Below are 13,215 nucleotides of genomic sequence, written 5' to 3' on the forward strand. Positions count from 1 at the left end.
GGATCAACCCGGGAACGGCACGGCCTGCAGCAGGGCGGCGACCACGTCGTCGGCACGCTTCTGCTCGGCCTCGGCGGCGAACGACAGCAGCAGGCGATGGCGCATCACCGGTGCGGCCAGTGCCTGCACATCCTCGCGGGTGGCGGCGAAGCGGCCCTGCAGCAATGCGCGTGCCTTCGCCGCCAGCACCAGCGACTGCCCGGCGCGCGGGCCGGCACCCCATTTCACCCACTGGTTGATCGCCGCCGGTGCGCCTTCGCCTGGGCGGCTGGCGCGCACCAGGCGGGTGATCCAGGCCAGCACATCCGGGCTGACATGCACCTGGCGTACTGCGGCCTGCAGCGCGATCACCGCTTCGGCATCCATCACCTTCGGCACCGCGTCGGTGGCACCGCCGGTGGTCTGTTCCAGGATCTGCCGCTCTTCGTCCTCGCTCGGGTAATCCACCAGCACGTGCAGCAGGAAACGATCCAGCTGTGCTTCCGGCAGCGGGTAGGTGCCGGCCTGCTCGATCGGGTTCTGCGTGGCCAGCACGAAGAACGGTGCAGGCAGTGCATACGTGGTGCCGGCGTAGCTGACCGTGCGTTCCTGCATCGCTTCCAGCAGCGCGGCCTGGGTCTTGGGCGGGGTGCGGTTGAGTTCGTCGGCCAGCAGCAGGTGGGTGAAGATCGGGCCCTGCTGGAAACGGAAGTGGCGATGGCCGGTGCCGTGGTCTTCCTCCAGCAGCTCGGTGCCGAGGATGTCGCTGGGCATCAGGTCCGGGGTGAACTGCACGCGCCGGAACTGCAGTTCCAGCGCCTGCCCGAGCGAGCGCACCAGCAGGGTCTTACCGAGCCCGGGCGCACCTTCCAGCAGGCAGTGGCCGCCGGCCAGCAGGCCGATCAGCAGCTGTTCGACCACGGTGTTCTGGCCCACCACTGCGCGTGCAAGCGCGGCGCGCAGCGCATCCAGGCGCGGCAACAGGGAATCGAGGTCGGGGGAAGTCATGGTCGTGCAGGTCCTATCAATTGTTCAACGCGTACATCACGATGTTGACGCCGAAGCGGGTGTTGTCTTCGGCCAGGAAGCGCTTGTTGCGCCAGTCGTAGTCCCACTCGCAGCCGTAGTCCTTGTTGCTGTACAGCAGGCCCAGGCGGCCGTCGACCTCGATGCCCTTCAGGTAGTCGTGCACCAGGTCGTCGCCCCAGCCGTTGAGTTCGAAGCTGGTGGCAGGCGGGCCATCCGGGAAGCGGAAGAAACTGCGGTACAGCGGGTGGCTGTTGGGCAGCTTCTGCAATGCCCTGGACCCGAACAGGCGACCCATCTGCGCCTCGAACGAGGTAGCGAACAGGCCGTCGATATCGTGGTTGCAGTCGTCGACGAAGACGAAGCCGCCATTGCGCACGTAGCGCACGAAGTTCTGTCGCTCGGCGGCGTTGAACTCCACCAGCGTGTGCCCGGCCAGGTAGCAGAACGGCGCTTCCAGCATGCGTGGGTCGGCCAGCGCCACCACGTGTTCCTGCGGGTCCACGCGCAGCGAGGTGTAGTCGATCAGCGAGGTGATCAGGTTGGACGGCATGCGCGCGTCCACGTCCCAGTCACCGGAGTCGTACTGAAGGCGGGTGAACCAGAAGTCGTAGCGCGAACTGCGCGGGCCTGACTGCGCCAAGGCCGGCAGCACCGCCGCCGAAGCGGCAGCGGCCAACCAGCGCAGGCAGGCCCGGCGATCCATCAGACCGCGTCGGACAGCGAGGTGAAGGTGAAATCGCGCAGCTTCATCGGCGGGATCATCATCACGTAGCTGGATTCATCACCGGCCACGCGCACCGGCTTGCCCAGCTCTTCGATGTTGTTGAGCATGATCACCGGCGATTCGTTGAAGCGGAAGTTCTTCACCGGGTGCTTGATCTGGCCGTTCTCGATGTAGAAGGTGCCGTCGCGGGTGAGGCCGGTCAGCAGCACGGTCTGCGGGTCGACCATGCGGATGTACCAGGTACGGGTGACCAGGATGCCCTTCTGGGTGCCGCGCACCAGCTCGGCGGTGCTCTTGTCGCCACCGCTCATCAGCAGGTTGCCCGGCGTTGCCTTGGCGGTCTTGCCCTGCTTCTGCGCCCAGAAGCGCGAGTAGTCCAGGTTGGCGATCTTGCCGTTCTCGATGATGGCCATGCGCTCGCGTGGCATGCCTTCGCCGTCCCACGGCAGCACCGGTGCGTCCGGATGCCACGGATCGGCAATCATGGTCACGCGCGGGTCGTAGACCTGCTCGCCCAGTTTGTTGCCACCGCCTTTCTTCGACAGGAAGCTGCGGCCTTCATCGGCCGAGCGTGCGCTGAAGAAGTTCATCATGAAGCTGATCAGGCCCGCGGCCGCGGCCGGTTCCAGGATCACCGTGTACTTGCCCGGCTCCAGCGCTTTGGCTTCGGCCGATTCGGTGGCCTTGCGCATGGCGATGCGGATGTCCTGGTCGGCCTTGAAGTCGGCGGCATCCTTCAGGTTGCGGCCGACCCAGCCCGAACCGCGGCCATCTTCGGTACGCACGGTGCAGGTGTAATCGAAGTTGGTGGTGCGCTGGTAGGCGAAGTTGCCGTTGCTGTTGGCGGTGGCCTGGAAGCCCTGGCCGTCCTCGAGGAAGCCGGCGGCGATCAGGCCGTGGCCACGGCACGGGGCGATCGAATCGGCGGCGACCTTGGCGCGGAAAGCCGGATCGATCGCTGCAGTGGATTCGCTGAAGGTCGGGCTGGCGCGATAGCTCTGCTTGCCGATGGCCGGCATGAACTCCGGGTTCTCCGGCGCCAGGCGCGCCAGGTCTTCGGCGCGGCGTACCACGCGTTCCAGCGCGGCATCGTCGAACTCGTTGATCGATGCGGTGCCGACGCGCTTGCCGAAGGCGACGGTGACCGCCAGCTCGGTGTTGTCGACGATGCCGCTGGTGGAGACGTTGTTCAGCGCGAAACGGATGTTGCCGCTGATCGCGCCGGCCAGCACGGCGGTGCATTCGTCGGCCTTGGACAGGGCGATGACCTTGTCGAGGATGGCCTTGGCCTGGGCTTCGGTGAAGATACTCATGGTGTAAGGGCTCCTGACCGATCAGCCGAGGCTGCGTGCGGTGTTGATGACGTTGATGCCGTTGAAGCGCGCGGTCGACGAACCGTGCGAGACCGCCGAGACCTGGCCCGGCTGGCCCTTGCCGTCGAAGAACGAACCGCCCAGGCGGTAGTCGCGCTCGTCGGCGACGGCGGTGCAGGCGTTCCAGAACTCCGGTGTGCGGATCTGGTAGGCCACGTCTTCCAGCATGCGGGTGATCTGGCCGTTCTTGATCTCGTAGAACAGCTGGCCGCCGAACTGCGCGTTGTAGCGCTGCTGGTCGATCGAGAACGAACCATCACCGATGATGTAGATGCCGTTCTCCACGTCCTTGATCAGGTCCGGCACGCTCAGCGGCTTCTTGCCCGGTGCCATCGACACGTTGGCCATGCGCTGGAACTGCACGCTGGACCACGAGTCGGCGTAGCAGCAGCCGTCGGACTCGGTCTTGCCGAGGATGTGGGCCTGGTCGCGGATGGTCTGGTAATCCACCAGTTTGCCGTTGCTGATCAGGTCCCAGCGCTTGCACTTCACGCCTTCATCGTCGTACGCCACCGCACCGAGGCTGCCCGGCTGGGTCTTGTCGGCGAAGATGTTGACCAGTTCGCTGCCGTACTGGAAATGCTGTTCGCGCTTGTCCAGGGTGGCGAAGCTGGTGCCGGCGTAGTTGGCTTCGTAGCCGAGCACGCGGTCCAGCTCCAGCGGGTGGCCGATCGACTCATGGATGGTCAGCCAGGTGTGCGACGGGTCGAGCACCAGATCGTACTTGCCCGGCTTCACCGACGGGGCCTTCAGCTTCTCCTGCGCCTGCTTGGCGGCGGCGATGGCATCTTCCTTCATGTTGTAGGAAGAGCTGTAGTTGACCACGCCATTCGGGCTGACCACCTTGCCGGCAGCCGCGCCGTCCAGATACTCGTAGCCCAGGCCCATCGGCGAGGACAGGCCTTCGCGGGTACGGAACTTGCCGCTGGACTTGTCGATGGCGGTGATCGTCATCGGTGCCCAGATGCGGTGCACGTCCTGGTCGATATAGGAACCATCGGTGGAGGCGAAGTACTTCTGCTCGTTGACCAGGAACAGCATCGAATTGACGAAGCTGGCGCCGGCGCCCATCGCCGCAGCGTTGACATCCAGCAGCAGGCCGACCTTGTCCTTGATCGGCACTTCCATCGCATTCTTGCGGATAGGCGTGCGCCAGCTCACCTCACCCACGCCCGGCGCCTTGGCCAGCTGTACCGGTGCGGTCTGCACGCCGGCATTGGCCTTGGCGATTGCTGCGGCCTGCTGCGCGGCCTTGGCTACATCGGCTGTACCCAGCGCATTGGTGGCGGCGAAGCCCCAGGCACCGTTGACGATCACGCGGATGCCCACGCCGGTGGACTCGGTGTTCACCACGTTCTGCACCTTGTCCTCGCGGGTGATCACGAACTGCCGCAGGTAGCGGCCGATGCGCACGTCGCAGTAGGTGGCACCGGCCTGGCGGGCAGCGGCCAGCGCCGCATCGGCCAGGCGCTTCTTCAGCCCCAGGTCCAGCGTGCTCTGCAGTTGTTCGGCGGCAATCGCCTTGCCGAAGAAGGAAGGCACGATCAGCCCGCCCGCGGTAAGCCCGGTCAGGGCCAGGAAGTCACGTCTTTGCAAGGCTGCTCTCCATGTCGAAGGATGGGTGGCTCAAGCGCCGAGACTGCGCGCGGTGTTGATGATGTTGATGCCGTTGAAGCGGGTGGTGGACGAACCGTGCGAGACCGCCGAGACCTGGCCGGGCTGGCCCTTGCCGTCGAAGAACGAACCGCCCAGGCGGAAGTCACGCTCGTCGCAGATCGCAGTGCAGGCATTCCAGAATTCCGGCGTACGGATCTGGTAGGCCGCATCCTCGACCATGCCGGCGATCTTTCCGTCCTTGATCTGGTAGTACAGCTGGCCGCCGAACTGCGCGTTGTAGCGCTGCTGGTCGATCGAATACGACCCACGGCCGTGGATGTAGATGCCGTTCTCCACGTCCTTGATCATGTCTTCGACGCTGAGCGGCTTTTTGCCCGGCGCCAGCGAGACATTGGCCATGCGCTGGAACTGCACGCTGGACCAGGAATCGGCGTAACTGCAGCCATGCGAGGCATCGCGGCCGAGGATGTGGGCCTCATCGCGGGTGGCCTGGTAATCGACCAGGATGCCGTCGCGCACCAGGTCCCAGCGCTGGGTCTTCACGCCTTCGTCGTCGTAGCCGACCGCACCGAGGCTGCCCGGTTGGATCTTGTCGGCGAAGAAGGTGACGATGTCGCTGCCCCAGCGGAAACCGGCATCGCGCTTGTCCAGCGTGGCGAAGCTGGTGCCGGCGTAGTTGGCTTCGTAGCCGAGCACGCGGTCCAGCTCCAGCGGGTGGCCAACGTTCTCGTGGATGGTCAGGAACAGGTTGGACGGGTCCAGCACCAGGTCGTACTTGCCCGGCTTCACCGACGGCGCCTTCAGCTTCTCGCGCGCGTGGCGGGCGGCGGCGATGGCGTCCTCGACCGGGTCGTAGGAATCGCGGTAGGCGGTGATGCCACCGGGCAGCTGCACCTTGCCGCGCGCATCGCCATCAAGGAACTCGTAGCCCATGCCCATCGGCGAGGACAGGCCGGCACGAGTGCGGAACCTGCCGCTGGCCTTGTCGATGGCGGTGGCAGTGAACGGCAGCCAGATGCGATGGATGTCCTGGTCGATGAACGAGCCGTCGCTGGAGGCGAAGTACTTCTGTTCATTGACCAGGAACAGGGTGGAATTGATGTAGTCGGCGCCCGCATTCAGCGCGGCGGCGTTGAGTGCCAGCAACAGCTCGACCTTGTCCTGGATCGGCACCGCCATCGCGTTCCTGCGCACTGGGGTCTGCCAGCGCACCTCGCCCACCGACGGCGTCGGTGCCAGCTGCACCGGCCGGGTCTGGATGCCGGCGTTGGCGCGGGCGATCGCTGCGGCCTGCTCGACCGCCGCGCGCACGGCAGCCTCGGTCTGCTGGTGGGTAGCGGCAAAGCCCCAGGCGCCGTTGACGATCACCCGCACGCCGACACCGGACGATTCGCGGTTGGTCACATTGCCGACCTGGTGCTCGCGGGTGATGACCGACTGGTTGAGATAGCGGCCGATGCGCACGTCGCAGTAGCTGGCCTTGGCGTTGCGTGCGGCGGCGAGCGCAACGTCCGCCAGGCGTCTGCGCTGGGCGGTATCGACCGGGGCGAGCAGCTGCTCGGCGGCGATGGCACGGGAATGCGGCAGCAGCAGGCCCGCCAGGCCCAGACCGGAAAAAGCCAGGAACTCACGTCGTTGCACAGCGTTTCTCTCTCTCGCTTGCGTGCGGCTGGCAACAGGCCGAGCCGATCACGTCAACCACTCGACTTTCGCCAGCGCAGCGCGTCCGGGCAAGTGACTGCAGTCATGGTTGGGTGGGTTTCGGCAGGGCTTGCAGCCCTGCACCTGCTCAATGCAACGGCAACGGCAGCGGCAACGGCAACGGCCAAAGCCAGAGCGGCATTCCGTGGGTTGATGGGGCGGTGTCGGACTGCGGGGACGCCGCAAGTACGTCCCTGTAGGCTTGGCAGCCGCATCCATGCGGCTGACACCCCGCAATCCGACACCGCCCCACCTTCGACAGGTTCACTCGGCTGTTGGTAGGTGTCGACCTTGGTCGACACGTCTGTCAGATATCGAAATGTATCCGGGGTCAGAGCCTTTCCGACCGACCGCAGAAAACTGTCGAAGGCGGGATGGGTCCGGTTGCGGGGGCGTGAGCGCCATGGATGGCGCGACCGAGCCTCCATGGGTGAGGGCGCTTTGCTTGCGAAGCACCGCTTCGCAAGCGCCCGAACGCACAGCCGCCAGCGGCTGGGCCGGACCCCGGAGGGGGATTCACGGCGTCCCCCGCAACCGGACCCACCCCGCCATCCCCCAGGAAGCCCGCTGTTGCAGTTGCTTTGGCTGTTGCTGTTGCTCCGGCTCCTGCGGGTGCAGGGCTGCAAGCCCTGCAGACACCCCCTCGTGCACAATGGGGCCGACCCCGCCTGGACACCGTCCCTGATGTCGAGCAAGCCGTATTCAGAAGCCTGCGAGCGCAACCGCGAACCCATCGCCACCGCACTCGACCCGTGGATGGGCGACCGCCATCGGCTGCTGGAGATCGGCAGTGGCACCGGCCAGCACGCGGCGTTCTTCGCCGAGCGCTGGCCCTGGCTGCGCTGGCAGCCCAGCGATCATCCGGACCATCTGCCGGGCATCGAGGCCTGGCGCGCGGAGGCGGCGTTGCTGAATCTGCTGCCGCCGGTGGCACTGCAGGTGGAACTCCCCCCGGCGCCGGGCCTGTCGTTGCCCGAGGGCAGCACGTTCGATGCCGCATTCAGTGCCAACACGTTGCACATCATGGGCTGGGAGCATGTGCAGGCGCTGTTCGCCGCGTTGCCGTCGGTGCTGCGGCATGGTGCGCTGCTGGCGGTATACGGCCCGTTCAACTACGGCGGCCACTACACCAGCGACAGCAACGCGCAGTTCGATGCCTGGCTGAAGGCGCGTGATCCACGCAGCGGCATCCGCGATGTGGAAGCGGTGCAGGCGCTGGCGGCGGACAACGGCTTCACCCGCCTGGGTGATGTGGCGATGCCGGCCAACAACCGGTTGCTGCTGTGGCGGCTGGGGTGATCAGGCGTCCGGCGACATGCTGGAAAGGCGTGCCGCCGCAGCGCGCAGCCCGTTGAAAATGGGTTCGGACACGTTTACGGGGAAATCACTTGGGAGCTGACGCGTGACCTGCTCGATGGCGGGTTCGACGGCTGCGATCAGCGCTTCGATCCACGGCTCCGCACCATCAGCGACACCACAGGCGCGTGCGGTTTCGTTCCAATGGCGTCGTCGCACAAGGTGCAGCTTCCGGTGGCGATTCTTGCCCTGGACGGACATGGCGAGCTGTGCATTCCGCGGGTCGAGCTGGTTTGGCCCCCTACCCAGGATGGGATGCACCGACAATACGTCGTAGACGGGTGTCAGGCGGAAGCGTCCACCGGCTTCGAGGTAAACACTGAAGTTCTTGGCATGTCCATCGGTTGCAGCCAACATCCAGAAAAGAATCTGCGTCTTGAAGAAGGTCGCCCGATCCTCGAAATGCTCGGATTGTCGAAGCAGATCCATGATGGTCACGATGCCTGGGCCGCCATCGGATTCATACTTCCTGGCAGCGGGCAGACCGAAGACCTGGCACATGTCTTCCTGCGGCAGCCGCAGCCACCATCGGCGATCCGCAGAAAGGCGGCGGTCGAATCGCTCCACAATAAGCGCGCGTTCGTCCTTGAAGCGTCCCATCTGCGTATTCGCAACGGGGATTCCAAAGGCGGAAAGCAGTTGCATGCACAGCCATTCGTTCTCGACGGATTGGTGCATGTCCGCCCGCATGTTGCCCACAATGCCAAGCGGCAGCTTGAAGATATGGGTGGATGGGGTACTGCCGGTAGGAATGCACCACTGGCCAGCATGCAGCAGAAGTCCCGTCTTCTCCTGCGCACCGGCGATGGATATGCGGAACGCATCATCACTGGTGGGTGCGCCAGGTAGATTCCCTGCCGTCACCTGACGCAGGATCGCAGCGACGCCTGATTCGTCCAACGCTTCGCACGTAATCTGCTGGATGTCCCCCGGTGTATGCGAAAGCGGCAGCAGTTGCACTGCGCCGACGCAATCCCGGCCAATGGCTTCGAGAAGATCGAATGTGTCGCTGCTGCGCGTGGAGAACCTGTCGCGGATCCGGTTGCGGATGACGGCGTTGTCGGGAAGAAGGTTGTCGAAGTAGTTGTTGACGACATCGCCCCGATGGCTCTCACCCTCCGGGAGCAGGGGCAGTGAGAGTGACAACGGCCGGGACTGGGCGGAGCTGATCCACGAGTCGACGTACGAAAGCCGGGAAGAGCCGCTCCGGACATCATCCCAGAGCGCGACCTCGACACCATTCATCCAGACCCGCAGCGTACCCATGGCTCACCACTCCAACGTTGACGTTGTCTCCGGGGGGCTTCGCTGCTGCAATCTGACTTCCAGACCCAGCACTGCCCAGACCCGCATCAGCCGTTCGAAGCTTGCCGATGCCGGGTCGCGCTCCAATGCGCCTACTGCCTGGCGGCTTATGCCGAGCTGTGCCGCCAACTGCGCCTGGCTCAGGCCCGCCTGGCGCCTGAACGCACGCATCAGCGGTGCCAGTTGTTGAGGTGTCCTCACCGTGTGCAGCGGCCTGTCCATATCGGCAGTCCCCTAGAAAGTGACCGTACGCGAACGTGTACGCAAAGGATAGGTTGCATTACGACAAGCAACCTATCTCTTTCCTTCGCTGGAGGCAACCTATCGATTGCTATCTCAATGTGCAATCAATAGGTTGCTTTCGTGCCGTCAGCGGTGCTCAAGCCACCTGCACGATGTGCAGCGCCTTTGGGTTCCGCCACTGCGCCAGCAGGGCGGCTTCGCGCGCCTTGGCCTGCTCGAAATGCGCTTCCTTGACGTGGCCGAAGCCGCGGATGTGCTCGGGCACGCTGGCGATCTCCACCGCCAGCGCCAGGCGGTCGTCATCCAGGCCGTCCAGCAGCAGCTGCACGGTGGCCTCGTAATCGCCGATCAGCTTGCGCTCCATGCGGCGTTCCTCGGTGCGTCCGAACACGTCGAAGCGGCCACCACGCAGGAACTTCAGCTTGGCCAGCAGGCCGAAGGCCTTGAACATCCACGGGCCGTATTCCTTCTTCAGCAACCGGCCCTGCTCGTCCTTCCTGGCGAACAGCGGCGGTGCCAGGTGGAAGCGCAGCTGGTAATCGCCCTCGAACTGCTGCTGCAGGCGGCGCTGGAAGTCGCCACTGGTATACAGGCGGGCCACTTCGTACTCGTCCTTGTAGGCCATCAGCTTGAACAGGTAACGGGCTACGGTCTCGGTCAGCGCGGTGGAACCGCCGATGCGGTCGGCTTCGGCGGCGCGCACGCGCTCGACCAGGCTGCGGTAGCGGTTGGCGTAGGCAGCGTCCTGGTACTCGACCAGGAACGCGGCGCGACGCTCGATCATTTCATCCAGCGAACGCGACAGGCGGGCGTCGTCCAGTGGCAGGAACGCAACATCGCCACCGTGCGAGGGCAGGCCACGCAGTTCGCGTTCGTCGCCGGTGTTGCGCGGTGCGGCGGTGGCACCCCATTCGTTGCCCTCCCACTCGCCCGGCGGCAGCGGGTGCAGCGGGCCCGGAGTGGATTCGGTATCGGTGTGGCGGTTGCGCACCAGGCCGGCGGCCTGCTGCACGGCCTGCGGGTCGACCACGGCCAGGCGGCCCCAGGCGAAGGCCTGCTGGTTCATCGCCACGGCCGCACCGTTGAGCTCGATGGCGCGCATCAGCGACTCGAACGACAGCGGCACCAGGCCCTGCTGCCACGCATAGCCGAGGATGAACAGGTTGGCGGCGATCGCATCGCCCAGCAGCGCGGTGGCCAGCTGGGTGGCATCCAGCAGCAACGGCTCCTGGCCGCCCAGCGCCACGCGCACACCGGCCACGATGTCGGCGGCGGGGAACTGCATGTCCGGGCGGGTGGTGAAGGTACCGGGCATCGCTTCGTAGGTGTTCAGCACCACCTGCGAACGGCCGGCACGCACCTTCGACAGGGCCCAGTAGTCGTTGACCACCACCATGTCGCAGCCCACCACCAGGTCAGCCTCACCGGCGGCGATGCGCACGGCGTGGATGTCTTCGGGACGACGGGCGATGCGGATGTGCGTGGTCACCGCGCCGCCCTTCTGTGCCAGGCCGGTCTGGTCGAGCACGGTCGCACCCTTGCCTTCCAGGTGGCCGGCCATGCCCAGCAGCGCGCCGATGGTCACCACGCCAGTACCGCCGACGCCGGTGATCAGGATGTTCCAGGGCTGTTCGAGGGTGCCGCGGATGGCCGGTGCCGGCAGGTTGTCCAGCAGGGTGGAAGCATCGCGCTTGCTGCCCTTGCGCGGCTGGCCACCGTGCACGGTGACGAAGCTCGGGCAGAAACCGTTCACGCAGGAATAGTCCTTGTTGCAGTTGGACTGATCGATCTCGCGCTTGCGCCCGAACTCGGTTTCCTTCGGCAGCACCGACACGCAGAAGCTCTTCTTGCCGCAGTCACCGCAGCCTTCGCAGACCAGCGAATTGATCAGCACGCGCTTCTGCGGATCTTCCAGCTTGCCGCGCTTGCGGCGGCGGCGCTTCTCGGTGGCGCAGGTCTGTTCGTAGATCAGGATCGAAACACCCTTCACCTCGCGCAGGCGCTTCTGCACCTCATCCAGCTCGCTGCGGTCGTGGAACTCGACGTCGCTGGGGAAGTGCTCGCGCTGGCCGGTCCACTTGCCGATGTTGTCCGACAGCACCACGATGGTGTGGATGCCTTCGGCGCGCATCTGCTTTGCGATGTCCGGCACGCTCAGCGGGCCGTCCACCGGCTGGCCGCCGGTCATCGCCACCGCGTCGTTGTAGAGGATCTTGTAGGTGATGTTGACGCCGGCGGCGACCGCCTGGCGGATCGCCAGCGAGCCGCTGTGGAAATAGGTGCCGTCGCCCAGATTCTGGAATACGTGCGGGGTGTCGGTGAACGGCGCCTGCCCGGCCCAGGTCACGCCTTCGCCGCCCATGTGGGTGAAGGTGTCGGTGCTGCGGTCCATCCAGGTCACCATGTAATGGCAACCGATGCCGGCCAGCGCACGCGAGCCTTCCGGCACCTGGGTGGAGGTGTTGTGCGGGCAGCCCGAGCAGTAGTGCGGTACGCGCGGGAAGCTGGCGCGCGGCAGCGCAAGCTCGGCTTCCTTCTCCTGCATCCACTGCAGGCGCTGCTCGATCGATTCGTTATTGAAGAACTTCTGGATGCGGCGGCCGATCACGCCGGCGATGGTGGCCGGCGTCAGCTCACCGGTGGACGGCAGGATCCATTCGCCGCTCTCGTCGTACTTGCCGACGATGGACGGGCGCTGGCCCCAGCTGGCCGGCCAGTTGAAGAACTGTTCCTTCATCTGGCGCTCGATGAAGGCACGCTTCTCCTCCACCACGATGATGTCTTCCAGGCCCTGCGCGAAGCGCGCGATGCCCTGCGGTTCCAGCGGCCAGGTCATGCCGACCTTGTACACGCGGATGCCGATGTCGGCGCACGCGGCTTCGTCCAGGCCCAGGTACTCCAGCGCCTGCAGCACGTCCAGGTAGCTCTTGCCGGTGGTGACGATGCCCAGCCGCGCGCGCGGCGCATCCATCACCACCTTGTCGATGCCGTTGGCGCGGGCAAACGCCTGCGCCGCCTTCACCGCATAGCGGTGCAGGCGCATTTCCTGGTCCAGCGGCGGGTCCGGCCAGCGGATGTTGAGACCACCCGACGGCATCTCGAAGTCTTCCGGCAGCACGATGCGGCGCGCCATCGGATCGACCTGCACCGACGCCGACGATTCCACCGTCTCGGCGATGGTCTTGAAGCCGACCCAGCGGCCGGTATAGCGGCTCATCGCCCAGCCCAGCAGGCCCATGTCGAGGATGTCCTGCACGCCGGCCGGGTTCAGCACCGGCATCATCGCGCTGACGAACTCGTCCTCGCTGCCGTGCGGCAGCGTCGAACTGCGGCAGGCATGGTCATCGGCGGCCAGTGCCAGCACGCCACCGTAGCGCGAGGTGCCGGCGGCATTGGCGTGCTTGAACACGTCGCCGCAGCGGTCCACGCCCGGGCCCTTGCCGTACCACATGCCGAACACGCCCTGCACGTTGGCGCCGGGGAACAGGTTGGTCTGCTGCGTGCCCCACACCATGGTGGCGCCCAGGTCCTCGTTCAGGCCCGGGGTGAACTTCACCTTGGCTGCTTCAAGGTGCTTGCGCGCGCGCCACAGCTCCAGGTCGAAGCCACCCAGCGGGCTGCCACGGTAGCCGCTGACAAAGCCGGCGCTGTCGATGCCTTCGGCGGCGTCGCGCAGCCGCTGCATCAGCGGCAGCCGCACCAGCGCCTGCACGCCACTCAGATAGATCCGCCCCTCGCTGCGGGTGTACTTGTGGTCGAGCGTGTAATCACGGTCGAGCAGGTCGGCGGACGAGGGCGAAGTGAGTTGCGCGGTACTGGTCATGGCTGGCCCGGTAGGATCGGCTGGCACCGGCCGCGTGCAGGCACGCGGCGGGAAAGGCGCGAATT

9 protein-coding genes are annotated in these 13,215 nt (G+C 65.8%); 1 reads left to right on the plus strand and 8 read right to left on the minus strand.

Annotation, left to right across the window (positions count from 1 at the left end; all coding sequences use genetic code 11):
* Positions 1 to 3: 3 nt before the first annotated feature.
* The 5 genes from V3B48_RS07860 to V3B48_RS07880 are packed head-to-tail and all read right to left on the minus strand — an operon-like array spanning position 4 to position 6,363.
* Positions 4 to 987 carry a MoxR family ATPase gene (locus tag V3B48_RS07860; RefSeq protein ID WP_279913122.1) on the minus strand — a complete coding sequence of 328 codons (984 nt, stop codon included), beginning with the start codon at positions 985 to 987 and terminating at the stop codon, positions 4 to 6.
* A gap of 16 nt (positions 988 to 1,003) precedes the next feature.
* Positions 1,004 to 1,711, minus strand: coding sequence for a DUF4159 domain-containing protein (locus tag V3B48_RS07865; RefSeq protein ID WP_329893487.1), 708 nt, complete (start codon positions 1,709 to 1,711; stop codon positions 1,004 to 1,006).
* Positions 1,711 to 3,045, minus strand: coding sequence for a TldD/PmbA family protein (locus V3B48_RS07870; RefSeq protein ID WP_019336350.1), 1,335 nt, complete (start codon positions 3,043 to 3,045; stop codon positions 1,711 to 1,713). The genes V3B48_RS07865 and V3B48_RS07870 overlap by 1 nt, the downstream gene beginning before the upstream one ends.
* Positions 3,046 to 3,066: 21 nt before the next feature.
* Entirely contained in the window at positions 3,067 to 4,701 is a 1,635-nt protein-coding gene (locus V3B48_RS07875) for a TldD/PmbA family protein (RefSeq protein WP_032128710.1), read from the minus strand.
* Between the two features lie 30 nt (positions 4,702 to 4,731).
* A complete protein-coding gene (locus V3B48_RS07880) occupies positions 4,732 to 6,363 on the minus strand; it encodes a TldD/PmbA family protein (RefSeq protein WP_329893488.1) in 1,632 nt (543 codons plus the stop codon).
* 744 nt (positions 6,364 to 7,107) lie between these two features.
* On the opposite strand from V3B48_RS07880, the gene V3B48_RS07885 reads away from it, so the two are divergent.
* Positions 7,108 to 7,722: a DUF938 domain-containing protein gene (locus V3B48_RS07885; protein ID WP_329893489.1), complete on the plus strand. Its 615-nt coding sequence runs from the start codon at positions 7,108 to 7,110 to the stop codon at positions 7,720 to 7,722.
* Here the strand turns inward: V3B48_RS07885 and V3B48_RS07890 are convergent, their stop codons facing one another.
* The 3 genes from V3B48_RS07890 to V3B48_RS07900 all read right to left on the minus strand — a co-directional run bounded on the left by V3B48_RS07890 (position 7,723) and on the right by V3B48_RS07900 (position 13,150).
* On the minus strand, positions 7,723 to 9,045 hold the full coding sequence (locus V3B48_RS07890; RefSeq protein ID WP_071228824.1) for a type II toxin-antitoxin system HipA family toxin: 1,323 nt from the start codon (positions 9,043 to 9,045) through the stop codon (positions 7,723 to 7,725).
* Positions 9,046 to 9,048: 3 nt separating this feature from the next.
* The gene (locus tag V3B48_RS07895; RefSeq protein WP_004134030.1) at positions 9,049 to 9,306 is read right to left on the minus strand and encodes a helix-turn-helix transcriptional regulator; all 258 of its coding nucleotides are present in this window, start codon (positions 9,304 to 9,306) and stop codon (positions 9,049 to 9,051) included.
* A gap of 157 nt (positions 9,307 to 9,463) precedes the next feature.
* Positions 9,464 to 13,150, minus strand: a complete 3,687-nt coding sequence (locus V3B48_RS07900; RefSeq protein ID WP_329893490.1) for an indolepyruvate ferredoxin oxidoreductase family protein — start codon at positions 13,148 to 13,150, stop codon at positions 9,464 to 9,466.
* Positions 13,151 to 13,215: the final 65 nt, after the last annotated feature.

Source organism: Stenotrophomonas sp. SMYL20 (assembly GCF_036320045.1).
Taxonomy (GTDB): Bacteria; Pseudomonadota; Gammaproteobacteria; order Xanthomonadales; family Xanthomonadaceae; genus Stenotrophomonas; species Stenotrophomonas maltophilia_A.